Origin of the sequence: Neisseria sp. 83E34 (assembly GCF_001308015.1) — a bacterium.
Classification (GTDB): Bacteria; Pseudomonadota; Gammaproteobacteria; order Burkholderiales; family Neisseriaceae; genus Neisseria.
Window position 1 is genome coordinate 183,904 of record NZ_LGYH01000006.1, and the last position, 24,615, is coordinate 208,518.

Annotated in this window: 20 protein-coding genes and 1 pseudogene; 9 read left to right on the forward strand and 12 right to left on the reverse strand. The window is 47.7% G+C overall.

The window, feature by feature from the left end; all coding sequences use genetic code 11:
* Window positions 1-56 precede the first annotated feature (56 nt).
* The 5 genes from smc to AKG09_RS07885 all read left to right on the forward strand — a co-directional run bounded on the left by smc (window position 57) and on the right by AKG09_RS07885 (window position 7,004).
* Window positions 57-3,539 (forward strand): chromosome segregation protein SMC, encoded by a 3,483-nt coding sequence (gene smc, locus AKG09_RS07865; RefSeq protein WP_054618889.1) that lies wholly within the window; start codon window positions 57-59, stop codon window positions 3,537-3,539.
* A gap of 318 nt (window positions 3,540-3,857) precedes the next feature.
* The gene (locus AKG09_RS07870) at window positions 3,858-4,259 is read left to right on the forward strand and encodes a bacteriohemerythrin (RefSeq protein ID WP_054618890.1); all 402 of its coding nucleotides are present in this window, start codon (window positions 3,858-3,860) and stop codon (window positions 4,257-4,259) included.
* 127 nt (window positions 4,260-4,386) lie between these two features.
* Window positions 4,387-5,016 (forward strand): lytic transglycosylase domain-containing protein, encoded by a 630-nt coding sequence (locus tag AKG09_RS07875; protein WP_054618891.1) that lies wholly within the window; start codon window positions 4,387-4,389, stop codon window positions 5,014-5,016.
* Window positions 5,017-5,112: 96 nt separating this feature from the next.
* The gene (locus tag AKG09_RS07880; RefSeq protein WP_054618892.1) at window positions 5,113-6,495 is read left to right on the forward strand and encodes an MFS transporter; all 1,383 of its coding nucleotides are present in this window, start codon (window positions 5,113-5,115) and stop codon (window positions 6,493-6,495) included.
* Complete coding sequence (locus AKG09_RS07885) at window positions 6,495-7,004, forward strand: single-stranded DNA-binding protein (RefSeq protein WP_054618893.1); 510 nt, start codon at window positions 6,495-6,497, stop codon at window positions 7,002-7,004. Before AKG09_RS07880 ends, AKG09_RS07885 begins: the two co-directional genes overlap by 1 nt.
* 300 nt (window positions 7,005-7,304) lie before the next feature.
* On the opposite strand, the gene recA is transcribed toward AKG09_RS07885, so the two are convergent.
* The 4 genes from recA to AKG09_RS07905 all read right to left on the reverse strand — a co-directional run bounded on the left by recA (window position 7,305) and on the right by AKG09_RS07905 (window position 12,056).
* On the reverse strand, window positions 7,305-8,351 hold the full coding sequence (gene recA / locus AKG09_RS07890; protein WP_054618894.1) for a recombinase RecA: 1,047 nt from the start codon (window positions 8,349-8,351) through the stop codon (window positions 7,305-7,307).
* Between the two features lie 190 nt (window positions 8,352-8,541).
* Window positions 8,542-9,150, reverse strand: a complete 609-nt coding sequence (locus AKG09_RS07895; RefSeq protein ID WP_054618895.1) for a biliverdin-producing heme oxygenase — start codon at window positions 9,148-9,150, stop codon at window positions 8,542-8,544.
* A 140-nt stretch (window positions 9,151-9,290) separates the two neighbouring features.
* A complete protein-coding gene (locus AKG09_RS07900) occupies window positions 9,291-11,615 on the reverse strand; it encodes a TonB-dependent hemoglobin/transferrin/lactoferrin family receptor (RefSeq protein ID WP_054618896.1) in 2,325 nt (774 codons plus the stop codon).
* 102 nt (window positions 11,616-11,717) lie between these two features.
* A complete protein-coding gene (locus AKG09_RS07905; RefSeq protein ID WP_156320822.1) occupies window positions 11,718-12,056 on the reverse strand; it encodes a hypothetical protein in 339 nt (112 codons plus the stop codon).
* Between AKG09_RS07905 and AKG09_RS07910 the strand changes: the two genes are divergently transcribed.
* Complete coding sequence (locus AKG09_RS07910) at window positions 12,050-12,439, forward strand: RidA family protein (RefSeq protein ID WP_054618898.1); 390 nt, start codon at window positions 12,050-12,052, stop codon at window positions 12,437-12,439. The two genes, AKG09_RS07905 and AKG09_RS07910, sit on opposite strands and share 7 nt — an antisense overlap.
* Before the next feature lie 161 nt (window positions 12,440-12,600).
* Here the strand turns inward: AKG09_RS07910 and AKG09_RS07915 are convergent, their stop codons facing one another.
* From AKG09_RS07915 to AKG09_RS07930, 4 genes are read right to left on the reverse strand one after another with little or no spacing between them, the layout of a single operon-like run.
* On the reverse strand, window positions 12,601-13,428 hold the full coding sequence (locus tag AKG09_RS07915) for a metal ABC transporter permease (protein WP_054618899.1): 828 nt from the start codon (window positions 13,426-13,428) through the stop codon (window positions 12,601-12,603).
* Window positions 13,421-14,284: a metal ABC transporter permease gene (locus AKG09_RS07920; RefSeq protein WP_054618900.1), complete on the reverse strand. Its 864-nt coding sequence runs from the start codon at window positions 14,282-14,284 to the stop codon at window positions 13,421-13,423. The genes AKG09_RS07915 and AKG09_RS07920 overlap by 8 nt, the downstream gene beginning before the upstream one ends.
* A 3-nt stretch (window positions 14,285-14,287) precedes the next feature.
* Complete coding sequence (locus AKG09_RS07925; RefSeq protein ID WP_304437586.1) at window positions 14,288-15,217, reverse strand: ATP-binding cassette domain-containing protein; 930 nt, start codon at window positions 15,215-15,217, stop codon at window positions 14,288-14,290.
* Window positions 15,217-16,098 carry a metal ABC transporter substrate-binding protein gene (locus AKG09_RS07930; RefSeq protein ID WP_054618901.1) on the reverse strand — a complete coding sequence of 294 codons (882 nt, stop codon included), beginning with the start codon at window positions 16,096-16,098 and terminating at the stop codon, window positions 15,217-15,219. Before AKG09_RS07930 ends, AKG09_RS07925 begins: the two co-directional genes overlap by 1 nt.
* A gap of 316 nt (window positions 16,099-16,414) precedes the next feature.
* Here AKG09_RS07930 and AKG09_RS07935 point away from each other — a divergent pair, with 316 nt between their 5' ends.
* Together AKG09_RS07935 and AKG09_RS07940 are read left to right on the forward strand one after the other, a co-directional pair.
* On the forward strand, window positions 16,415-17,710 hold the full coding sequence (locus AKG09_RS07935) for a valine--pyruvate transaminase (RefSeq protein WP_054618902.1): 1,296 nt from the start codon (window positions 16,415-16,417) through the stop codon (window positions 17,708-17,710).
* A gap of 164 nt (window positions 17,711-17,874) precedes the next feature.
* Window positions 17,875-18,210, forward strand: a complete 336-nt coding sequence (locus tag AKG09_RS07940; RefSeq protein ID WP_054618903.1) for a PepSY domain-containing protein — start codon at window positions 17,875-17,877, stop codon at window positions 18,208-18,210.
* Window positions 18,211-18,312: 102 nt separating this feature from the next.
* Here the strand turns inward: AKG09_RS07940 and AKG09_RS07945 are convergent, their stop codons facing one another.
* The 3 genes from AKG09_RS07945 to AKG09_RS07955 form a co-directional block, all read right to left on the reverse strand.
* Window positions 18,313-19,089 carry an MOSC domain-containing protein gene (locus AKG09_RS07945; protein ID WP_054618904.1) on the reverse strand — a complete coding sequence of 259 codons (777 nt, stop codon included), beginning with the start codon at window positions 19,087-19,089 and terminating at the stop codon, window positions 18,313-18,315.
* 159 nt (window positions 19,090-19,248) lie between these two features.
* Window positions 19,249-19,809 (reverse strand): azurin, encoded by a 561-nt coding sequence (azu, locus tag AKG09_RS07950; RefSeq protein WP_054618905.1) that lies wholly within the window; start codon window positions 19,807-19,809, stop codon window positions 19,249-19,251.
* A gap of 124 nt (window positions 19,810-19,933) precedes the next feature.
* Complete coding sequence (locus AKG09_RS07955) at window positions 19,934-20,353, reverse strand: DciA family protein (protein ID WP_054618906.1); 420 nt, start codon at window positions 20,351-20,353, stop codon at window positions 19,934-19,936.
* A 205-nt stretch (window positions 20,354-20,558) separates the two neighbouring features.
* On the opposite strand from AKG09_RS07955, the gene secA reads away from it, so the two are divergent.
* Window positions 20,559-23,324 (forward strand): preprotein translocase subunit SecA, encoded by a 2,766-nt coding sequence (gene secA / locus AKG09_RS07960; protein WP_054618907.1) that lies wholly within the window; start codon window positions 20,559-20,561, stop codon window positions 23,322-23,324.
* A gap of 206 nt (window positions 23,325-23,530) precedes the next feature.
* Here the strand turns inward: secA and AKG09_RS07965 are convergent.
* Window positions 23,531-24,399, reverse strand: a pseudogene (locus AKG09_RS07965) (IS30 family transposase).
* Window positions 24,400-24,615 lie beyond the last annotated feature (216 nt).

A 24,615-nucleotide genomic window follows, 5' to 3' on the forward strand; every position in this document is an offset into this window, starting at 1 on the left:
ACAAAGCCAAATAAAAATTCTAATCAATTGAATTAAATAGACTTAATTTTACTGTCATGCGCCTTACCCATATTAAACTTACTGGTTTTAAATCTTTCACAGATCCCACTACGATTCATGTTCCGGGACAGCTGGTAGCCGTTATCGGCCCGAATGGCTGCGGTAAATCAAACGTAATTGATGCGGTTCGTTGGGTTCTAGGAGAAGCATCAGCCAAGCAGCTGCGCGGGGAAAGCATGCAGGATGTTATTTTTAACGGTGCAGCAACCCGTCGCCCTGCTCCCCGTGCATCAGTCGAACTGGTATTCAACAACGCGGATCAGTCTTTGCAAGGGCCATGGGGTAAATATGCAGAGGTGAGTATCAAACGGCAACTAACCCGCCAGGGAGAATCTACCTATTACATCAACAACCAAGTAGTACGCCGCCGCGACATTACAGACTTATTTCTAGGTACGGGCGTTGGCGCACGTGGTTATGCTGTTATTGAACAAGGCATGATTTCTCGGATTATTGAAGCCAGGCCTGAGGAATTGCGCGCTTATATAGAAGAAGCCGCCGGCGTATCCAAATATAAAGAACGCCGAAAAGAAACCGAACACCGCTTAAAAGATACCCGAGAACATTTACAACGGCTGTCTGACTTACAAGCAGAGCTTGCCCGCCAAGTTGAAAAACTGGAAAAACAGGCTGAAACTGCCGAACGCTATCAAACTCTCACAGAGCAGATTGCCCGACAACAAGACCTGCTGGACTACACTCAATGGCAACAATCGCTAGCAGCAGCAGACAAAGCCACCGAGCAGCACCGCATTTCCCAACAGAAACAAGATGAAACTGCCGCGCAAAATCAAGCAGCAGGAGAAGCACTACATATTTTGCGTGAAGAAGAGCAAAAGCAACAGCAGCAAGCTCAAGCAATCAGCAATCAACGCGCCATGCTACGCGAGCAGATTGCCCGCTTGGAAGAACAATTACGTTCACAACACAACCTGCAACAGAGAATCCAGCGGGATCGCCAGGCTGCACAAGCCCAACTACAACGTATTCATTCAGAAAAACAAAATATTCTTGATGAATTAGAAATACTGGAAACCGACCTAGAAGAAAAACAAATAGAGCTTGCTGAATGGGCCATGCAAGTTGCAGAACGAGAAGAAAGCCTTCCTGAGCTGGAAGCGGCGCAGAACACATTAACCGCCTCTTTTCAAGCTCAACAAGACGAACTTAACCGCATCAAGAGGGAGCTTGCGCTCAAGCAACAACAGCTTGCCCATGCCAACCAAACACTGAATCAACACAGCCTGCGTCGAGAGCGTCTGTATCAAGAAAACCAATCACTCAATCTGCCGCACGAAGCAGAAATTGCGGCAGCACAAGAACAAGCTGAAATCTTGCAAGCGCAGCATGAACATTATGAACAACAACTTTTAGACAGCGAAGAACGTTATGCCTGTCTGAAAAACACCGTTCAGACAGGCATTCAAGCTTACAACGATTTATACCAACAACACATCACGCTTCAAGCCGAACAACAAGCTATTGGCGTATTGCTCGAAAACAACCGTAAAGCGGACGATTTCTGGCAACAAACGCCTTATGCTTCCGCGCCTGCATTATGGCAACATATTAAAGTACCTGACGATTGGCAACACGCGCTGGCTGCTTTTCTTGAAACAAAATTACAAGCTCGCGCTTTAACCAGTGAAAAGGTATTACCTTTGCCTCTGCCTGAAGGTTCGGCCGCATGGTTTTATACCGACTTAACTTCACCCCGTAAAACCCAACCGGCTCAAGCATTGATTAACCAAATCCAAGCTGACCCGCCCTATCAAACAGCTCTGGCTTACTGGTTAGACGGCGTCTTATGCGCCCCTTCATTAGACTATGCCCTGCAAAATCGTGAACGCTTACAAAGCCGTCAATGCTGGCTCACGCCCGAAGGCCATCAAGTTGATTCGATCGGTGTCGTGCTTTATGCCGAAAAAAACAGCCAAAATTTAATTGAGCTGAAAAACCGCTACGATGCACTTAACAAGCAGCTCGAAATCATTTCACCCGAGCTTAAACAAGCCGAACAACACAATAACGAAGCCCGCGCTGCTATCGAAGCACATGAAGCACAACATAAAACATGGCAAACACAACACCGTCAACATGCCGCACAGCTTCACACAGCACAAGCAAAAGCAACCGAACTACTCACCCGCACCAATCAAGGCCAACTTCGACGCCAGCATATCGAACAAGAACTCCTACTGATCGAAGAAGAACAACTTGTGCTGCAACAAAGCAGCGAAAGCCTGCAAAGCGATATCGAGCTGCTTGCCGAAGCCGCAACAGAATTAGAAAATCAGCAGAGCGGATTGCATAACACACGCCAAAGCCGCCAAAACGAACTCAAACAAGCCCAACTTGCGCTGCTTGAGGCCAACCGCCGCTACGGCATGATTGAAGTCGCCGTACATAAACAGCAGCAACGCAAACAATCGTTGCAGCAGCAAATCACCGCACTCGAACAACAAACACTCGATTGGCAAGAGCGGCAATCCGAGCTGGCACTGGCCTATGAAAGCGAAGAGCAAGACAGCGAACAACGTGAAAAACTCGAATTGCTGACCGAGCAAGTAAGCACATTGGAAGAACAGTATCTCGTCATACAAGAATGCCTGTCTGAAACCCAGCAACAAGGCCGTGAACTATATGCACAACAGCAAACGCTTGCCGCTTCTTTGCCGCAGCTGCAAGCCGCCACTCAAACCGCCTTGCTGCAGCAACAAGAAGCCTTGATTAATGCAAAGCGCCATCATCAGAATCTGGAAGAACGGCACGCCGACTTCGAAGCCTTGGCCAAATTAGTCGGAAAATCCGGCTTAAAAGAACTTTCCGGCAGCATTCAAAGCCTGAGCCAACAAATTGAAGCATTGGGCGCAGTTAACCTTGCCGCCCTCAAAGAGCTGGAAGAAGCACGCGAGCGTGACGGCTATTACCGTAACCAAAGCGAAGATGTGCAGTCTGCAATTGATTTATTGGAAGAAGCCATCAGCCAGATTGATAACGAAACCAAACAGCGCTTTAAAGAAACTTTTGATGCTGTAAACGAAAAGGTGCAAACTTTTTTCCCCACACTATTCGGTGGCGGCGAAGCCACTTTGCATATGATAGGCGACGACTTGCTTACCGCCGGCGTATCGATTATGGCGCGTCCGCCCGGTAAGAAAAACAGCACCATCCACCTGCTCTCGGGCGGCGAAAAAGCACTAACCGCCATGAGCCTTGTGTTCGCCCTATTCAGCCTCAACCCCGCACCTTTCTGCCTGCTGGACGAAGTAGACGCCCCGCTTGACGATGCCAATACCGGCCGCTTCTGCAATCTGGTGAAAGAAATGTCGGCGCAAACCCAGTTTCTCTACATTTCGCACAACCGAATAACCATGGAAATGGCCGAGCAGCTTATCGGCGTTACCATGCAGGAAAAAGGCGTGTCGCGCATCGTGGCAGTAGACATCCAGCAAGCCTTGAGTATGGCGGAAGCTTAATTTAAGCCAAGCGATAGCTGCGAAATTCAATCTTTATAGAGTATTAACCCACTCTGTTATAGATGTCATTTTTGCCGGTTATAATGCAATGCCTGTCTGAAAGCCCGTTGACAGAATCAATCGTACTTTCAGACAGGCATTGCATTGATAAACACTAACCTTGATATGCATCAAATCCAAGCAAACCCTCTAAACTGCAACCTTGAACTTAAACGCCTCCCACCCTAAAATACAAACAAATAATTGAAACTATCATTCAACCAAACATCACTGTACTAAACAGCATTTACAAATAACCACCACGAATAGAGAGCAACTATGTCTTTTATACAATGGACCCTTGACTTAGCAACCGGCTTTGATGATATAGACGAGCAACACCAACAACTGATCAACTGTATCAATAAATTCTATGATGCCGACCAAACCAAAGACCGCGACCTCATCGCCAAAGCCTTGCAAGAACTGATCGACTGCACCACCGACCATTTCCACAAAGAAGAACAAATGCTGGAAGAAGCAGGCTATCATCTGCTGGAACAGCATAAAAAAGTGCACCTAAACTTTCTCAGCCGGATGGCTACCTACCAAAACCGTTTTGAAAACGGCGACGATATCGGTGAAGAGTTATTAAACCTGCTCGAAGGCTGGCTGTTCCGCCATATCCGCATCAACGACCACGGCTATGTAGAGCCGGTAAAAAAAGCAGGCATCAGATAATACAGATTATCCGCCAAGCGTAAAACCAAGAAAATACGGTTTGGATGCAAAAGCTTACACATTTATAATCATGCCTGTCTGAAAAACTTTCAGACAGGCATTTCAGCATATAACACATCATTCACATATGGAAAAACACACCGAACTCATTCCGCCCCACATGCACACCCGCCGCTTGCTGCTTGCCGCCGGTGCCGCCGCATTGTTCATACCCAAAACCACTTTAGCCGGTATGCAACGCGAAGAAACACTTTCAGATGACGTTGCCTCCGTGATGCGCGGCGCCATCAATAACGTTAACCCGGCACGCTTAGTGTTTTCAAATTCTCAAGACGGAGAACGCTGGCTAAACGATATGTCGGCAAGGCTGGCACGTTTTGTGCCAGATGCCAAAGAGCGTAAACGCCTGCTGGTTAACATTCAATATGAAAGCAGTCGCGCCGGCTTGGACACCCAGATGATACTCGGGCTGATCGAAGTAGAAAGCGCGTTCCGACAATATGCCATCAGCAATGTCGGCGCACGCGGTTTGATGCAGGTTATGCCGTTTTGGAAAAACCACATCGGGCAGCCTTCTCACAATCTATTCGACATCCGCACCAACCTGCGCTACGGCTGCACCATTCTGCGTCACTACCGCAACCGTGAAAACGGCAATATCGCCCGTGCGCTTGCCCGTTTCAACGGCAGCTTAGGCAGCAATAAATACCCCAATGCCGTTATCGGTGCATGGCGTAACCGCTGGCAATGGGGTTAATTGCACACTTCAAAATAATTTCAAACTACCTATCAAAGGCTGTTGTATAATCCCGCCATCTCTTTTTCAGACAGGCATCCGCCCTGCATAACAATTATGGCAAGAGCAAAACAAAACCGCATGTATCCGGAAGAATGGCGCGCCAGCACATCAATGGCTTGGGTTTATGCCCTGCGCATGTTGGGCATGTTTCTTGTATTGCCGGTATTGGCACTTCATGCGGCAGAGCTGGCGGATGCGGAAAACAAAGCGCAAATCGGCCTTGCCATGGGCATCTATGGTCTGACCCAGGCATTATTCCAACTGCCTTTAGGTATGGCATCCGATAAATTCGGCCGCAAAAAAGTTATCTATCTCGGCTTAATCGTATTTGCCGCAGGCAGCTTTCTCGCTGCCTGGGCAGAATCATTGCCCATGCTGATTGCTGCACGTGCATTACAAGGCGCCGGAGCAGTTAGCGCGGCAGTAACTGCTCTGGTTGCCGACCTAACACGCGAAGAAGTCCGCACCCGTGCCATGGCGATGATAGGCTTGAGCATAGGCCTAACCTTTTCTTTCAGCATGGTGTTATCACCCGTCTTAACCCGTTTTCTCGGCGTACCCGGGCTTTTCACCCTAATGGGCTCCCTAACCTTATTAAGTATAGGTGTGGTCGCCTGGATGACGCCTAATCCCACCCAATCCAAAATGCACGAAGATGCCGAGGCGCAACCTGCACGCATTTCCGAAGTATTGAAAAACGGCCAACTATTGCGTTTAAACTTCGGCATTTTTGCCTTACAATCCGGCCTGATGGCATTATTCACCACCCTGCCTTTTGCATTGGCCCAACTAGGGCTGGACAAAGTTCAGCATTGGAAAGTCTATCTGCCTGCCACTCTTATCGGCCTGATTCTGATGGTACCGGCCATCATCATTGGCGAAACACGCAACAAATTAAAGCAGGTTTTCCTGCTTGGCATCGGCTTGATCATCCTCTCGCAAATCGGGCTTTTATTCGGCTTAAATTCCTTATGGCTGATCGGATTGTGGTTGGTATTCTATTTTATCGGTTTCAATATTCTTGAAGCCAGTATGCCTTCGCTGGTTTCTAAAATTGCACCAAGCGAACTCAAAGGCACCGCAGTGGGGGTTTATAATACCCTACAATCCATCGCCCTATTTGTCGGAGGTGCCGTAGGCGGTTTACTGTTTCACCAATCAGGCTATACCGGCGTATTTATCTTTTGCAGCGCATTGATGATTTTATGGTTTACCATAGCCTTGTCTGCACCGGCCCCAAAGCCGGTTAAAAATGTCAGCTTTAAGGTAGGTAGATTGTGGATCAATCGCCAGCAAGATTTAAAAACAGCTTTACAACCTATTTCAGGAATCGAACGCATCAGCTTCAGTGCAGACGGCGAAACAATATTTATTAAAGCTTTACAGAAAGGCTTTGACGAAGAAGGTGCGAAAAAAATCATTTCAGGAGCAGAATAATGTCATTAAATAAAGTAATTCTCATCGGCCGCTTGGGCCGCGATCCCGAAGTACGCTATATGCCCAACGGCGAAGCAGTGGCCAATTTTTCCGTTGCCACCAGCGAAACATGGAACGACCGCCAAACAGGCCAGCGTGTTGAACGTACCGAATGGCACAACATTACCATGTACCGCCGCTTGGCAGAAATCGCCGGCCAATATTTGAAAAAAGGCAGCCAAGTTTATATTGAGGGCCGCATCCAAAGCCGAAAATACACCGACAAAACCGGTATTGAACGCACTGCCTACGACATCATTGCCAACGAAATGAAAATGCTCGGCAGTCGAGACAGCGGTGGCAGCGCTCCATATGATGACAGCGGCTATCAAGGTACCTATCAGCAATCAGCCCAGCCTGCCGCTTATCAACAACCCGCCGCCGCAGAACCACCTGCTGCACCCCGCCGCCAAACGCCCGCAGCACCTGTGACGCCGGTTGACGACATTGATGACGATATTCCCTTTTAAGATTCACTCTTAGAATAAAATACATAAAGCCTTCTAAAAGCTTACGCATTTAGAAGGCTTTTTTATCGTGGAGCTTCTGAACAAGCACAATATCATGCCTGTCTGAAAAGAACTTTTTCGACCTAATGTATAACCAATCAAATTACATTAATATAAAGCAGCAAGTCGAAAACAAGCAAGGCACAACAACGCCGTAGCAAAAGTTAAGTTTATTTGCTCTATAAATGAAACGACCACGAAAAACAATGCCTGTCTGAAAAATAAGTTTCAGACAGGCATTGTTACAAGATCATGAAAAGATTATTCTTCCGGCTCTTCGCCATCAGTTTCATCTAATTTACCTTCCGTAATCTGTACGGTTGTTCCGGCTTTTTCACGGATTTTGCGGTCAATTTCGTTGGCAACTTCAGGATTTTCCTTCAACCAAATGCGCACATTGTCTTTGCCCTGGCCGATTTTGGCGCCATTATATGAATACCAAGCACCTGATTTTTCAACAATATCATATTTCACGCCCAAATCAATCAGTTCGCCTTCCCAGCTTACGCCTTCGCCGTACATAATATCAAATTCAGCTTGGCGGAAAGGCGGAGCCACTTTGTTTTTGATCACTTTCACTTTGGTTTCGTTGCCCAAAATGTCTTCACCTTTTTTAATCTGGCCGGTGCGGCGGATATCAAGGCGAACGGAAGCATAGAACTTCAGCGCATTACCGCCGGTAGTGGTTTCAGGGCTACCGAACATCACGCCGATTTTCATGCGGATTTGGTTGATGAATACCACAAGCGTATTGTTTTTTTTGATATGACCAGTCAGTTTGCGCAAAGCCTGGCTCATTAAGCGGGCGTGCAGGCCTACATGGCTGTCGCCCATTTCGCCTTCAATTTCAGCTTTCGGAACCAATGCAGCTACGGAGTCGATAACCACCATATCTACGCCGCCGCTGCGCACCAGCATATCGCAGATTTCTAAAGCCTGTTCGCCCGTATCCGGTTGAGAAACCAGCAAGTCTTCCACTTTTACACCAAGCTTGCGGGCATAAATCGGGTCAAACGCGTTTTCCGCATCAATAAATGCGCAAACGCCGCCATTTTTCTGACATTGCGCGATAGTTTCCAAACAAAGCGTGGTTTTGCCTGAAGATTCCGGGCCGTAGATTTCTACAATCCGGCCGCGCGGCAAACCGCCTACACCTAAGGCCAAATCAAGGCCGAGCGATCCGGTGGAAATAACTTCAAGGTTTTCGTCTTGATGGCTGCCATCCATCTTCATAATGGAACCTTTACCGAAATTCTTTTCAATTTGCGCGAGCGCGGCAGCAAGGGCTTTGCTTTTTTCGTCTGACATATCGTTCTCGTATGAAAATTTGTGTAGTGAAAATCCTGTAAATTATCGCATATCCTTGCCTGCTTGGCATGGTTTTTTAGTTTGATAGACACTTAGGCAGGGAAAAAGCGCCAGAAGCTTTACATAACAAGCCTTTGGCGCTTTTTACCAGTCCAAATCCACTTTCGGTTTTTCGAAAGTTGCATACGGATTAAGCTTGAACCGGAGCTTCCGCACCTGCCTGTAAACCGAAGATTTCACGCAGAATTACTTTGTAGAAAGCAAAGGCTTCACGGGCACCTTCAATCGCTTCGGCTTGGGCGGTTTCACTCAAACCCAGTTTATTCAGATGCTCACGGAATTCACGCCAGTGTTTACCGCGACCATCAGGGTGGGCATCTAAATGACGTGCTCCGCGATGCTCGTCAAAACCTAATTTCTCTTTAGCATCTTTAAATAAGAATGCCGCGCCCAGGTTAGAACCTTCCGCGCAATATAACCAACCCACGGCTTTGTTGCCCTCAGGTTTAGGCAATTCGCCCGGGTAAATATATGCTTCACGATCTAAATCCGCCAAATCCTGCACAACGGCATCATAGCGAGCCATACCTGCTAAATCGGGAATGGATTTATTTAATTCGGAATCTTTGTAAATATCATCTACAATTTTGTGGAATACTGATTGAAGATTAAGAAATTTGATATAGTTTTCCGTGTCTGCAAAAGGTTTTACCGACATGACCAGATTATCCACGCTATCGTGGGTAATACGGGTATCTTCTTTTAATCTTTCGGCAAAAGTTTTGGCTTCGTTAGTCATAGTTATTTCCTTATTATTAATTATTAAAATACTATTTATCTGAATCTAACATGTTTACATAAAGCGGTTTTCAGACAGGCATGTAAAGAATGCCTGTCTGAAAATCCTGCCTGTGGCTTACACATCAGCCGAATGTATCATCAGAATTTGTATTCCAAAGATATCGCATAGTTACGACCAGGCGCATGGAAGCGCTCAAGGCCTTTACCTGCGTCATCTACGGTATTCGTTGTACTCGGGCTAATTTCATTCAAACCGCGCATAGTATCCCAAACGTTATATTTCCGATTGAAAACGTTATAAACACCGGCACGTACTATCAAATTTTTGTTGGGACGTATATAGCCGTAAACATCAAATACCGCTGCTGATTTGTTCAACCATTTATAGGTTAAAAGCTCAGGATCGTTATAGCTTCTAGTTTGCAAATTATATTGGTGTTTCCAATATTTGGTATCTTCCGGCTTTTTCGCGCGGGTATAGGTTAAACGGTTAAAGATGCCCCATTTGCCATCCGGCTGTTCATAATCCAAACCCACAATGCCTTTTAAAGGTTGAATTGACAACAAACTGGCACCGTTGGATAGCTTACCTCTGCTGTATCCCAAACCTCCAACAAATTTCAATCCTCTAACAGCGGGCATCCACTCACCTAGATTCAATTGGCCTTTCACTTCAATGCCGCGAACTTTGGCCTTATCCAAATTAACCATTTGCTGAACAGGTGTTGGTATAGTCTTAGTACAAAACCCCAAAGATTCAAAATAATCATCACAATAAGGGTTAGTATTTTCTACAATATTTTCCTGTTCAAACAAGAAATTACGATAATTGGTTTGATATAGATTTACATCCAACGCACCTTTATCGTTCTTTCCCTCCCAAAATAAGGTATGAGTGAAGCTGCGTTCAGCTTTCAAATTCGGGTTTTGACGCCAAGTACCTGCGTAATTTTCAAAAGAAAAATACATTTCTGATGCAGTAGGTACTCGATAGCCGCTGGCTAAATGATATCCGGTACGCCAAGTTTGATTCACCTGTGCATTCAAGCCGAAAGTGCCGCCCCAACCTGTGAATGTAGTGGCGGAAAGAGGCTCCCGATTGCAAGTGTGGCAAGGTAAAATAAACGCCAAGGGCTTCACGCGGGTATGATCGTAGCGTATTCCGAGATGACCGGAAAACGTGTCGTTCCAAGTAATATTGTCCAACAATGAGAAACCGTATTGTGTGGTTTTGCTTGGATTCTGAATGCTGTATCTTTTATCCAAACCAAACTTGTTGGTATCGTGGTTTCTGTTCTGAAAATCGTTTCTCGCCACAAATGTTTTAAACCTCAATGTGTGGCTACCCAAAAAATCGAAAGGCTGACTGTCCATGCGCAAAGCAATGCGTTTGAATTGGGTATGCATTTTGCGATTTTTATTTTCGAACGGCTCTTCCTTGCCAATAGCATCCAAATTACTATTACGCACAAAAGAACCATTGTGCGTCAAAGCTCCTACTTCCGTTTTAGAATAGTCTGCTTCCGTCCTGAGGAAAGCCAAATAACCGGAATTCGGCTGGTACTCATAATATACGTTTGCATTCGCTCTTTTGTGAGTGTCATCTGCCTCACGCCATCCTGAAAGCGCATAGGAGCGCTCATCAACATAATTGCTTCCATGCTGACCGTTGAAAGAAATGCCTGCCCGGTGGTTATCATTAAACTGATAACCGAATTTTGCAAGATAGCTGTTATAACGGTGCGTAGCGGGATCGGGTACGCCGCTGTCGCTTCCATAAGTAGCAGGGCCGTAGCCCCGGCTTTTGAGTTCATGGCCATAGCGGTGCGAATACAACACAACTGCATCTGCTTTTTCACTAAGAAAACCCGCTCCTATGGTTTTTACCCATTCACGGTTTTTGGTAGAGTAAGTACCCCGAATCATTGTACCGAAACTATTCTCCGGCAACACGATATCTTCTGCACCTAAGGTACGGTAATTGACACCGCCGCCCAAATAACCGCTACCCGAATTGAAAGAATCGGAACCCTTTACAACATCAATATTGTTAACCAACTCCGAATCAACCGTTAAACGCGAAGAGTTAAAATTACCATAGCGGGAATAAAGCGAGTTTTCCTGAAAATCAGGCAAGCTCACGCCATCCACACTCACGCCTACGCGGTTGCCTTCTACACCGCGCATTGCAAAGCCTTTCAGATGCCGGCCATTATCAGAAATACCGACATCGGTGGAGTAACGCATCAAATCGCGGGTGTCTCGAATCATCTCGTTATCGATATCTTCGCGGGTTTTACGCTCGGTCGTTGCCTGCCCTTGACGCTTTCCTTTTACAGTTACCGCTTCCACTTCCGTGGCTTCAGCTTGGTTATCCGTAGCTTCAACCGTATCGGCATAGGCAGGTACATTGAATGCAATTCCCACCATAGCGGCTATAGGTAATAAGTGAGTTTTTATCATTTCAAACAATCCAGATATTTACACTTCAAAATTAACAATTAATCAAATATTTCAATTAATAAAAATAATTATTATTTACTAAAATTGAATAAATAATATACATTAATCAAGTTTCATGAGCAAATATTTTTTTACATTGCTTTGCAGAAAAGCAACACATAACAAAGAACTATCACAAACCATACGGCAGGCATAAGCTTTAATGCACTGAACCAAGCGCGGGTATAGCGGCAGATAATCGGCAATAAAATAATAGGAATGCCTGTCTGAAATACTTTTCAGACAGGCATTAAACGATAGCAAACCACCTTTATTTTTCATTCCAATTACATTCTGGCAACTCAAAACATCCTCTACAATTGCTGAACGGTTTGCGAAAAACGCCGGCTCTGCTAACATTCCTGATTTAAACAATCTGCCGCAAAGGAGATGCCATGACAAAAAATGTTATTCATACTAACCTTGCACCTGCCGCTATTGGTGCATACAGCCAAGCCGTCCGCACCGGTAATACCGTATACATGAGCGGTCAAATTCCACTTGATCCCGCCACCATGACCATTGTAGGCAATGGAGATTTTGCTGCCGAAACCCATCAAGTATTCAAAAATCTGAAGGCGGTTGCCGAAGCAGCCGGCGGTTCGCTTGATGATATTGTTAAGCTGAATGCTTACCTTACCGACCTTGGGAATTTTGCTACATTCAATGAAATCATGTCCCAGTATTTCAGCCAGCCTTTTCCTGCGCGGGCAGCAATCGGCGTAGCAGCCTTGCCGAAAGGTGTTCAAGTAGAAGCAGAAGCAGTTTTGGTGTTGAAAGACTAAACTTTTAAAAATGACAAGCGTCAATCCAGTTTCAGAGACAAATTGTTTGAAACAGTCACAAGTAAAAGGCGGGCAAAAATGCCCGCCTTTTACTTGCGAAGAGGCCGTCTGAAAAGTATTTTTCAGACGGCCTCTGTTATTCACTTCATTCTGCCAAACAGCTATAAACTCTCCCGCAATTTGGAATACCCCAACGCACACAAAAACAGTGCCGCCTGCAACAAAATAATCACCGGTCCGGTGGCGGCATCGAGATGGTAGCTCAGTATTGTGCCGGCCAAACCGGTAACAACGGAGCACACCACCACGATAACCATCATGCGGTCGAAACGGTGGGTCAGCAGGGAGGCGGTAATGCCGGGCGAGATCAGCATGGCAATTACCAATACCACGCCTGCAACCTGTATCGCACTGATAATGGTCAGTGCCAGCAGAATCAGTAAGCCGTAGTGGAGGATTCGGGGCGGCAAGCCGACGATGCGTGCTTGCACGGGGTCGAAACAATACAGCATTAAGTCCCTTTTCTTCAGCATCACCACCGCGAAAACGATGGTGCAGATAATCAGCGTGCGGATCAGCTCTTCATAGCTCACGCCGAGGATGTTGCCGAACAAGATATGCGTCAGGTGCTGATCGGTTTCCACTTTGGTAAATAAAACCAAACCGAAAGCAAACATGCCCGAAAACACGATGCCCATCACCGTATCTTCTTTCAGACGGCTGTTGTTTTTCAAATAGCCCACCCCCACGGCGCAAGCCAACCCTGAAACAAATGCGCCCACCACCAGCGGAATGCCGGTTACAAAAGCAACAATGATGCCGGGCAGCACGGCATGGGAAATGGCATCGCCCATCAGCGACCAGCCTTTGAGCACCAGATAGCAGGACAAAATTCCGCATACCGCCGACACGATCAGCGCAGTAAGCAGCGCATATTGCATAAAAGGCAAAGACAGCGGTTCGACAAACCAATTGATGATGTCAGACATGTTCCGCCTCTCCCCGAACTGCTGCGGCTTGTTTTTGTTTCAATAGGCCGTATTTGGGCGCAAAGATAAAAGCCAGCAGAAAAAACGCCGTTTGCAGGCAAACGATGATGCCGCCGGTTGCCCCGTCGAGAAAATAGCTGGCATACGCGCCGATGCCGCCGGTAAAAAAGCCCAACGCCACGGCAATGCCCACCAGCTTGCTGAATTTGTTGGTGAGCAGAAAAGCGGTGGCACCCGGGGTAATTACCATGGCAATCACCAACACCGCACCCACGGTTTGCAGCGCGGCCACCACGCAGGCACTGAGCAGGGTGAAAAACAGGATTTTATAGCGCAGCGGCGACAATCCCACGGCAACAGCCTGTGTTTCGTCGAAAAACACCAGCAGCAGGTTTTTCCAAAACAGCAATAAAAAGGCCAAACACACCGCCATGATGATGCCTACCTGAAAAACATCTTCGTCGGCAATGCCCAAAATATTGCCCAACACGATTTCCTGCACATTAACGGCGGTGGGATTGATGGAAACGATAAACAGGCCGAGCGCGAAAAATGTAGTGAAAATAAAGCCGATAATGGCGTCTTCTTTCAATTTGCTGACTGCTTTAATCCACAAAATCGCCAATGCTGCCAAGATGCCCGAAATAAAAGCCCCTACCGAATAAGGCAGCGAAAGCGAATAAGTGATGGCCACGCCGGGCACCACCGAATGCGACAAGGCATCGCCGATTAAAGACCAGCCTTTGAGCATCAGATAAGCCGATAAAAACGCGCATATCCCGCCTACTACGGCACTGATGACCACGGCTTTTACCATATATTCGTAGGAAAACGGTTCCAGTAATACTTCCAGCATGGTTCAGCCCTCTTTGCCGTTTTCGGTTTGCGTTTGTGCCGTTTCTTCTTCACAGTTGCAGCCGCATTTGGGCGTAGCTGTGGGCGGATCGGTTTTGGTTTTGCCGTAGAACACGGCCGGGCGTTCGTCGTCGGTCAATACCGTTACGGCGCGTTTGTCTTCATCATCATGCAAATCGCTGCCGGCGAGTTGGAAGTGGCGCAACACACCGCCGAAGGCATGTTCGAGATTATGCTGGTTGAATGTCGATTCGGTCGTACCCGCCGCCAGCACGGTGCGGTTGATCATCACCACCCGATCACAAAAATCGGGCACCACGCCCAGATTGTGTGTCGATACCAAAATCAGACGGCCTTCCGCACGCAGCTGCCCCAGAAGATCCATAATCATGTTTTCGGTTTTTACATCCACGCCTGTAAACGGTTCGTCCAGCAGAATCACCTTGCTGTCTTGCGCCAGCGCGCGGGCAAGGAAAACGCGTTTTTTCTGGCCGCCGGAAAGCTCGCCGATTTGCCGCCCGGCAAGATGGGCGATATCGACACGCTCCATGGCCGTCTGAACTTTCTCTTTGTCCGTTTTACCCGGGATACGCAAAAAGTTCATATAGCCGTAACGCCCCTGCATCACCACGTCGTAAACCGAAACGGGAAACTGCCAGTCAACTTCTTCGCTTTGCGGCACATAAGATACAAGATTGCTCTGCAACGCTTTTGCGATGGGCAGGCCGCACAGGCGGATATCGCCTTTGCGCGGCTTGAGCAAGCCCATCAGGCTTTTAAATAAAGTAGATTTGCCGCTGCCGTTCACGCCGACCAGCGCGCAGGTCATGCCTCCTTCCAAATCCAGCGAAAAGTCATGGATGGCAATGTGGCCGTTGTTGTAGCGGACGGTAACGTCGTCAACATGAATCGAAGCAGCGGTTTGGGGCATCATTATTTTCCGAATCCTTTCACAATCGTGGAAACAGTGGTATTAAGCAAGTCGGTGTAAGTCGGCACCGGCCCGTTTTTGGCAGACAGCGAATCCACATACAATACGCCGCCGTATTTGGCTCCGGTTTCCTTGGCCACCTGTTTCATCGGCTTGGGAGAAATGGTGCTTTCGCTGAACACCACCGGAATTTTGTTTTTGCGAACCACATCAATCACTTTGCGCACCTGTTGCGGCGTGCCTTGCTGTTCGGCATTAATCGGCCACAGATACACTTCTTTGAAACCGTAGTCTTTCGCCAGATAGCTGAACGCGCCTTCGCTGCTCACCAAGAAACGCTGGTTTTGCGGCACCTGCATCAGCTTGGCGCGCAAAGGTTTGTCGAGCTGTTTGATTTTGCTGCTGTATGCCGCTGCATTTTTGGCGTACACCGCCGCATTTTTCGGGTCGTGTTTCGCCAAAGCGTTTTTAATGTTTTCAATATAAACCAGCGCATTGCTGGTCGACATCCAAGCGTGTGGGTTAGGCATGCCTTTGTAAGGCCCTTCATGAATCGACATCGGCGTGATGCCTTTGGTTACCACCACCGCCGGTTTGTTTTTCACATTTTGGAAAAAGCGTTCAAACCAACGCTCCAGATTCATACCGTTCCACAGCACCAAATCGGCCGACTGCGCTTTGGCGATATCTTGCGGCGTGGGTTGATAGTCGTGAATTTCTGCTCCCGGCTTGGTAATCGATTCCACCGTTGCCGCATCGCCTGCCACATTCTGCGCGATATCTTGAATCACGGTAAACGTGGTTACTACTTTAAATTTCGCATAAGCGGGTGAAGCCGCAGCGGCGGCAAAAAGCACGCACACGGTTGTTAATAAACGGCGCATAAGTATTCTCCTGAATAATGTAGTTTAAAAATGGGTGAGCAGCAGTTGCCTTCATTATTAAATTGCTGCGACGGGCATATTATCAATAATGATAATTATTTTCAACAATGGCAAAGAATTTAAGGTTAACCTGATCTGGGGCAATTACCCAAGTACGCGTTTTTTATTGGAAAATATTTTTGCTCCATCACCGCAGGCAACATCCCGACCATGCGCACCGTTAAAATTTCACATGCTTAAATCGTTATTCTTTATGTAGAAAAACGGCAGACAGGGTTATAATCTTTTCATTTCGATATAAAAAAGGAACCTCGCCATGCAGTTTTCAGCCTTCGGCCAAAAATTCACCCGCAACAGCGGCATCCTGCAATTGATGGACGATTTGGGCAAAGCGCTCAACAGCGACAAACCCGTCAACATGCTTGGCGGCGGCAATCCTGCGCGTATCGGCGAAATTAACCGCATTTACAAGCAAGTGCTGCAAGAATTGGTTGATAATGAGGCTGCCGTAGAAAGCATAGGCAACTATTCCACCCCGCAGGGCGATGCGGTGTTTATCGACACGCTGGTTGAATTTTTCAACCGCGAATACGGCTGGGGCATTACGGCGGACAACATCGTGTTAACCAACGGTTCGCAAAACGCTTTTTTCTATCTGTTCAACCTTTTCGGCGGACGTTTCGACGAAAACGGCGGCAGCACAGATAAATCCATTCTGCTGCCGCTCGCACCCGAATACGTCGGTTATGCCGACGCGCATGTGGAAGGCAAACATTTCATCTCCGTTGCGCCGCATATCGAAGAAGTGGAGCACGAAGGCGAGAGCGGCTTCTACAAATACCGCGTCGATTTTGACGCACTGGAAAACCTGCCCGAACTGAAAGCCGGCAAAATCGGTGCCGTCTGCTGTTCGCGCCCCACCAATCCCACCGGCAACGTGCTCACCGACGACGAAATGGCGCGTCTCGACAAGCTGGCCCAAGCGCACGGCATTCCGCTGATCATCGACAACGCCTACGGCATGCCTTTCCCCAACATCATTTACAGCAAAGCCACGCTGACTTGGCACGACAACATCATCCTCTGCTTCAGCCTGTCCAAAATCGGCCTGCCCGGCGTGCGCACCGGTATCATCGTTGCCAGCCCCGAAGTGGTAAAAGCCGTGACCGCCCTGAACGCGATTGTGAACCTCGCGCCCACGCGTTTCGGTGCCGCCGTTGCCACGCCGCTGCTGCGCGACGGCCGTCTGAAAACCTTGTCCGACACCGTTGTGCAGCCGTTTTACCGCAAGCAGGCCGCCCTTGCCGTATCGCTGTTGAAAAAAGAGCTGGCCGGCTATCCGATGAAAATCCACAAACCCGAAGGCGCGATTTTCCTGTGGTTGTGGTTTGAAGGGCTGCCGGTTTCCTCGCAAGAACTCTACGAACGCCTGAAAGCCGCCGGCACGCTGATTATTCCGAGCGAACACTTCTTCGTCGGCTTAAACACCGAAAACTACCGCCACGCACACGAATGCATCCGCATGAGCATCGCGCAAGACGAAGAAACATTGCGCAAAGGCATCGCTGCCATCGGCGAAACCGTGCGTGCGGTTTACGACGCAGCGGGCTGAAAACACTGTGCCTAAGATCTTTTCCTGTTTGCCGGCATAACTAAAAATAAGGCTGTCTGAAAAATATCTTCAGACAGCCTTTTCTTTCTCTTCCTAATTTTCCACTAACTCTTTGCTTTTAATATGCCTCTTATCCTGAATCAAATCCTGTTAGGGGAGTACCCATGATTACCACACGCAAAATACTTAACGGTTTAGCCTTTTTTACAGTCTTGTCGGTTATCGCCGGCGCGTTTATTGCTGCTTTTTCTTTCGGCTTGCTCTCCCCCATTACAGGTAAAGAAGCAGCCGCCAATGCCGTGGCCCGTACCGGCGGTTATGCCAAAGAAGTGGAGTTTGAATACGATTACCACACCGGCGGCCATTATGAGGTGGAAGTGCTGGCCAACGGCCTGAAGCACGATGTGATTGTTGATGCGGATAACGGCAACGTGCTGGCAATCCATACCAAAGGCCACAAACACCGTTATCATGACGGGTCTGAATCATTCAAAATGTAATCCTGCTGTACAAACTCAGCAATTAAAATTTATGCCTGTCTGAAAACAAAAAAGCAATCTATATCAGCGGTTTTTATTTTCAGACAGGCATTCATAGCCGGTTCACAACCAAGACAACACTTCAATCTCATCACCAATCCTAACAGTTCCTTCATTCAAAGCGACCAGATTCACGCCAAAGATGGCTTTTCGGCCTACAGCTAAAGTAGAAAGCGGCTCTTGAAACGGATCTTTCTTTCCGGTCTGCAAATCCACTGTTACCATCACGCAGCGCACACAAGGCTTGAAATTCTCGAATGTTACTTCGCCGATGCGTATGCGCTGCCAATGCTCTTCTTCATAAGCCTCCAGCCCGTCCACCACAAAATTGGCGCGAAAACGCTCAATTTCTACCGATTTTTCCAAGTCTCCATTCAGGCTTTGCAAAGATGCCGTATTCGCCAGTAAAAAAGGCGCACCGTCGGCAAATGATAACGGCGTTTGCGTATGCGCCAATATGCGGCGGCTTTCCTTACCCAACCAATAAATGCGGGCGTCCACACCCAATTTTTCACTCAACCAGGCATCGGTGGCATCGCTGCCGCAATATGCAGCAAAAGAATCACGCCACACGGTGGCATCCGCCTGCCGGTTCATCTCATCAATATGTACGGTTCGGCTGCTGCCGTCAGGTGCGGTTAAGGTAACTGAATCATGCTCCGCCCAAACACGCCAAAGCAGCATTTGCGGGAATTTTCTTGCCGTAATCATGTTTCCTTGCGGCGAAGCAATCAGCCATTCCCTATCGTGCAGCAAACCTTTTGCCATTACCTTGGATTCACTTAATGTATTCGCACCCATGGATTTAACCGGATAACGGTTCAGTTGGATCAGTTTCATTTTTTCAGACAGGCATTAATGTAAAAACTAAATCATAACATAAGACTGCAAAAAGCCTGCCTGAATAATTCAGGCAGGCTTTTATAATAAGCACTATTGCCAATAAACTTGACACATCAACACAAATTGGCGCGCCTATTAAGCTCCTAGCTGTAAAACTTAATCAACCAGTTTTACATCACCCTGCATTACAGAGAAATGCGCCGGGAAGGTGCAGAAAAATTTATAGCTGCCGTTCGGATCAAGCTGGCTGGTTTTAAACGCCAAGCTGGCTTCCTGACCTCCGCCAATCATGTCGGTGTGGGCAATAATAGCAGGATTATCGGCTTTCAAATAACCGGAATCAGGGCCGGCTCCGCTACCTTCGTTAGCCACGGCAGAAGCGTCATCCGCTTTGGTAATCACAATGTTGTGACCCATGCTGGTAACCGGCATAGAGCCCGTATGTTTCAGAGTTACTTTAAATGTTTCGCATGATTTTTTCACGGAAATCTGGTTGGTGTTGTATTTCATCTGATCGCCGGTTTCTACCACAACGCTACACTCGGCGGGCACGCTGGCCGGATCAACTTTTTCTGCGGCAACCACCTCGGAAGCACCTTCGGCGGCCGGAGCCGAAGCGGCGGGCGCAGATACTTGCTCGGCAGGTTTGGCAGCCTCTTGAGAACATGCACTCAATGCCAAAGCTGCGGCAGAAATCAATGCTAAATAAGCTTTCATATAACTTTCCTCACTCAGTTATTAGTAGAATAAAAAATGAATGTTTAACAAAAATCAAGTATGCAGACTTCACCTGCTTTTTACTTTGCTTTAAATCAAACTTTATCAGTGGCAACAAATACAGCTATCGGCGTTTATTAACCAATTTACGCAAAGCCGCTGCCAAATCAGGATGATGCGCCACACGTTCGGCAGAATCATCAAACGCATCAAGCGCATGTTCGCTCAAAGTCAGCATATTTTGTTTGACTGGTTTCTCAGGCTTCGGTGTAGCTTTAATCCGAACGCTTGTAATACGCCCATCTACATGCTGCATCTGCGTCAACAAACCTGGCGCAATCATCCGTAAGCGGCTCAAAGCCATATTGTTCGCAGCCAGAATAATCAGGCAGCCTTCCGCATCAATACATGCTATTTGCGTATAACCGTGTAGATTAGGCGGCAAAAGCTTTTTTATTGCACGATCAAGCCGCTGCCATTGCTGCGCCTGAGCAAGCAAACTGGCCAGCCGGTTATCACGTTTGCCGAGTTGATCAAGATCCATGTTGGTTAAAATACTTGAAATTGTCTAAATCTAACGCCATTTCGCCAAGCATTGTAACTTTAATGATATAGCGTGTGTTAAAATACTCCGTTATTGCCGAGGAGCCGCAAACGGTGCCTGCTCTTGCTTATAGATAAATAGAAAATGTAGACGCAGCCGCCGGTAACGGCCTTCTTCTTTTTGAAAGGCTCAGGAATTAACCATTATGCTCACTAATTTAGCAAAAAAAGTATTTGGCAGCCGAAACGACCGCCTGTTAAAACAATACCGTAAAACCGTTGCCAAAATCAATGCGCTCGAGCCGGAAATGCAAGCTCTTTCCGATGCCCAGCTTCAAGCCAAAACCCCGGAATTCAAAAAACGCCTGTCTGAAGGCGCCACGCTTGACGATATTCTGATAGAAGCGTTTGCCGTTTGTCGCGAAGCCAGCCGACGCGTTTTAGGTATGCGCCATTTTGATGTGCAGCTGATCGGCGGCATGGTGTTGCATCATGGCAAAATTGCCGAAATGCGCACCGGTGAAGGCAAAACCCTGGTCGGCACTCTGCCTGTATATTTGAATGCACTCTCTGGAAAAGGCGTACATGTAGTTACTGTTAACGACTATTTAGCCAGCCGCGACGCAGCCACCATGGAACCACTCTATAACTTCCTCGGCCTGACAGTCGGCGTGATTGTAAGCAACCTAGAGCAATTTTACCGCCAAAGCGCTTATGGCGCCGACATCACATACGGCACCAATAACGAGTTCGGTTTTGACTATCTGCGCGACAATATGGTTGTCGATCAATATGATAAAGTACAGCGCGAATTAAATTTCGCCGTTGTCGACGAAGTGGATTCCATTCTGATCGACGAAGCGCGTACACCCTTGATCATCTCCGGTCAAGCCGATGACAATGTTCAGCTTTACCAAATCATGAACCAAGTTCCACCCCTGCTTGATCGCCAGGAAACTGAAGAAGGCCCCGGCGATTACTGGGTTGATGAAAAAGCGCACACCGTTTTACTGAGCGAAAACGGCCATGAAAAAGCCGAACGTATTCTTAGCGAAATGGGCTTATTGAAAGAGGGTGCATCGCTCTACTCACCTTCCAGCATTGTATTAATGCACCACTTAATGGCCGCTCTTCGTGCCCACAGCCTGTTTCATCTCGACCAACATTATGTAATTAAAGACGGTGAAATTGTTATCGTAGACGAACACACCGGCCGCCTAATGGATGGCCGCCGCTGGTCTGACGGTCTACACCAGGCCGTTGAAGCCAAAGAAGGCGTGGAAATCAAACGCGAAAATCAAACCCTTGCCTCAATTACCTTCCAAAATTACTTCCGTCTTTACGAAAAACTCTCCGGCATGACCGGCACGGCCGACACTGAAGCCTATGAGTTCCAAAGCATTTACGGTTTGGAAACGGTGATTATTCCAACCAACCGCCCCATCCAACGTAAAGATTACAACGACCAGATTTTCCGCAGTATAGAAGAAAAATACGAAGCCGTAATGAAAGAAATCCAAGCCTGCCATGAAAAAGGCCAGCCTGTATTGGTGGGTACAACCACCATCGAAAACTCCGAGCTGGTGTCACACCTGCTCAACCAAGTCGGTTTGCCGCATAATGTATTAAATGCCAAAGAACATCAACGAGAAGCCCTAATTGTTGCCCAAGCCGGCAAACCGGGCATGATTACCGTGGCCACAAATATGGCCGGCCGGGGTACGGATATCGTATTAGGAGGCAACGTCAAACACCAAAGTGATGCCATCCGAGCCGACGAGCTGCTTTCCAACGAAGAGAAAGAAGCAAAAATCAAAGCGCTTGAAGAAAGTTGGGAGGCCGATAACCAACGCGTACTGGATGCCGGCGGTTTACATATTATCGGTACCGAACGCCACGAAAGCCGCCGTATCGACAACCAATTACGCGGACGTGCCGGCCGTCAGGGCGACCCTGGCTCCAGCCGTTTTTACCTATCGTTTGAAGATCCGTTGCTTCGTCTGTTTGCTCTAGACCGCGCCGCCGCCATCTTAAACCGACTCGCCCCCGAACGCGGCGTAGCCATCGAACACGGTCTACTTACACGCCAGATTGAAGGTGCGCAGCGCAAAGTAGAAGGCCGAAACTTCGACATGCGCAAACAAATCCTCGAATACGACGACGTAGCCAACGAACAGCGCAAAGTGATTTACAACCAGCGTAATGAAATCCTAACCAGCAACGAGCTGAGCCAAATGGTTAAGGATATCCGCGAAGAAGTTATCGAGGGCTTGGTTGACATGCACATGCCGCCTAATAGCATGGAAGAGCAATGGGATATCCCGGCGTTAGAGCACCAGCTTGCCACCGAATTTCGCGTACATGCCGATATCAGGGGTTGGCTAAAATCTGATAACACACTGGAAAATGAAGACGTTAAAGAGCGCCTGATCAAGCAGATAGAAAAAGAATACGCCGAAAAAACCGAAATGGTAGGCGAACAAAACATGCAAGGTTTCGAACGCAACGTATTGCTGCAAGTCATTGACAACCAATGGCGCGACCATCTTGCAGCCATGGATTACCTCCGTCAAGGTATCCATCTGCGCGGCTATGCACAGAAAAATCCCAAACAGGAATACAAACGCGAAGCATTTAATATGTTCCAAAACTTGTGGAACACAATCAAACAAAGCGTTGCTGCCCTATTGATTTCCGTACAAGTCGAGCAAAACGAAGATATTGTGGCTGAAACCGAACCACACGCACCGGAAATATCAGATATCCACCAAATTCACGCCGATGCGCCGGAAATGCAAAGCATATTGAGCGAATCCAAATCCGATTTGATTAACGACGCCTTCAATCCAAATGATACAACCGATTACAGCCCCGAAGCATTAGCTGCACGCGGTGTTATCGTTCACCGCAACGAACCCTGTCCTTGCGGTAGCGGCCTGAAATACAAGCAATGCCACGGCAAATTGTCATAACATTAGGTTTAGACTGAATCTTGAAATGCCTGTCTGAAAACCATTCAGACAGGCATTTGCATAACTTCCCCTCATACTCGAGCTTACTCCGAGTATCTCCCAATGTTACTGAAGCTCAAGATATTTGGGTTAAGCTCGGGCATAGCGTGAGTAGCCTTTTTCAATTGGTTCGAGCTAAACACAACAAAGCCCCTTAAATTCGAATTTCAAGTGCAACGCTCAGGTAGTAGTTGGAACAGGTTTTAAGAATAAACCACTTGGCGTTTCATAGCCAAGTGTTTTTCTTGGCCGATGGCTCAGTTCATCTTGAACCCTACGTATCTGCCGATGGCGGATGTTGCGGAAATCGGTTTGCTTGGGGAAATATTGGCGAATAAGCCCGTTGGTATTTTCATTCAGTCCTTTCTTCCAAGAATGGTGGGGGCGGCAAAAATAGGTTTCCGCCTCCAATGCCCGGGCTATTTGGGTGTGTCGGTAGAATTCTTTGCCGCTGCCCACGGTAATGGTATGCACTCCTGCTTTATGCGCCTTGTCTTTTTTTACCGACGATAATGTCGGCTTCCCAATCGCCGATGCGGGATTTTTTGTCAACGATTGCGGGCCGCTCTTCTATGCCGACGCGGTTAGGTACTTTTCCTCTGATCCATGTGCTGCCGTACTGTTTACAGTAGGGTTTGCCGGCATTTCTGAGATGCCGCCATAGTGTGCCGCCGTTGTTTTTATCTTGGCGCAGATAGCGGTAAATGGTGCTGTGGTGGAGCTTGATGTGGTGGTGTTTGCGCAGATAGGCGCACACCTGCTCGGGGCAGAGCTTGCGGCGGATGAGGGTGTTGATGTGTTGAATCATCCGGGAATGGAGCTTATAGGGTTTTCGCCTACGTTGTTTGGTAAGCCGGCTTTGTTTCCGGGCTTTTTCAGCACTGTATTGCTTTGCCTGTGTACTGTGCCGCCTGATTTCGCGGCTGATGGTGCTTTTGTGGCGGTTAAGTTGTTTGGCGATTTCGGTGACGGTGTGGTGGCGGGATAGGTATTGGATGTGGTATCGTTCGCTTTGGGTCAGTTGTGTGTAGCTCATGGCAATCTTTCTTGTCAGGAAAGGCCGTATGCTACCGCATACTGGCCTTTTTCTGTTGCGGAAAGTTGCACTTCAAATCCGAATCCGCTGTCTTCTTAAAGAAGGTGAAATGGTAAACCTATTCCAGCACCGTCCATTATTAGCTATCTTCAATATAGAAACTCTTAAATAAGCTAAAACAGCAATAAGCTAAAACAGCAAAGCCTGTCTGAACCG

Coding starts and splice junctions, on each gene's coding strand:
- smc (WP_054618889.1), top strand. CDS start 57: ATGCGCCTTACCCATATTAAACTTACTGGTTTTAAATCTTTCACAGAT.
- AKG09_RS07870 (WP_054618890.1), top strand. CDS start 3,858: ATGTCTTTTATACAATGGACCCTTGACTTAGCAACCGGCTTTGATGAT.
- AKG09_RS07875 (WP_054618891.1), top strand. CDS start 4,387: ATGGAAAAACACACCGAACTCATTCCGCCCCACATGCACACCCGCCGC.
- AKG09_RS07880 (WP_054618892.1), top strand. CDS start 5,113: ATGGCAAGAGCAAAACAAAACCGCATGTATCCGGAAGAATGGCGCGCC.
- AKG09_RS07885 (WP_054618893.1), top strand. CDS start 6,495: ATGTCATTAAATAAAGTAATTCTCATCGGCCGCTTGGGCCGCGATCCC.
- recA (WP_054618894.1), bottom strand. CDS start 8,351: ATGTCAGACGAAAAAAGCAAAGCCCTTGCTGCCGCGCTCGCGCAAATT.
- AKG09_RS07895 (WP_054618895.1), bottom strand. CDS start 9,150: ATGACTAACGAAGCCAAAACTTTTGCCGAAAGATTAAAAGAAGATACC.
- AKG09_RS07900 (WP_054618896.1), bottom strand. CDS start 11,615: ATGATAAAAACTCACTTATTACCTATAGCCGCTATGGTGGGAATTGCA.
- AKG09_RS07910 (WP_054618898.1), top strand. CDS start 12,050: ATGACAAAAAATGTTATTCATACTAACCTTGCACCTGCCGCTATTGGT.
- AKG09_RS07915 (WP_054618899.1), bottom strand. CDS start 13,428: ATGTCTGACATCATCAATTGGTTTGTCGAACCGCTGTCTTTGCCTTTT.
- AKG09_RS07920 (WP_054618900.1), bottom strand. CDS start 14,284: ATGCTGGAAGTATTACTGGAACCGTTTTCCTACGAATATATGGTAAAA.
- AKG09_RS07925 (WP_304437586.1), bottom strand. CDS start 15,217: ATGATGCCCCAAACCGCTGCTTCGATTCATGTTGACGACGTTACCGTC.
- AKG09_RS07930 (WP_054618901.1), bottom strand. CDS start 16,098: ATGCGCCGTTTATTAACAACCGTGTGCGTGCTTTTTGCCGCCGCTGCG.
- AKG09_RS07935 (WP_054618902.1), top strand. CDS start 16,415: ATGCAGTTTTCAGCCTTCGGCCAAAAATTCACCCGCAACAGCGGCATC.
- AKG09_RS07940 (WP_054618903.1), top strand. CDS start 17,875: ATGATTACCACACGCAAAATACTTAACGGTTTAGCCTTTTTTACAGTC.
- AKG09_RS07945 (WP_054618904.1), bottom strand. CDS start 19,089: ATGAAACTGATCCAACTGAACCGTTATCCGGTTAAATCCATGGGTGCG.
- azu (WP_054618905.1), bottom strand. CDS start 19,809: ATGAAAGCTTATTTAGCATTGATTTCTGCCGCAGCTTTGGCATTGAGT.
- AKG09_RS07955 (WP_054618906.1), bottom strand. CDS start 20,353: ATGGATCTTGATCAACTCGGCAAACGTGATAACCGGCTGGCCAGTTTG.
- secA (WP_054618907.1), top strand. CDS start 20,559: ATGCTCACTAATTTAGCAAAAAAAGTATTTGGCAGCCGAAACGACCGC.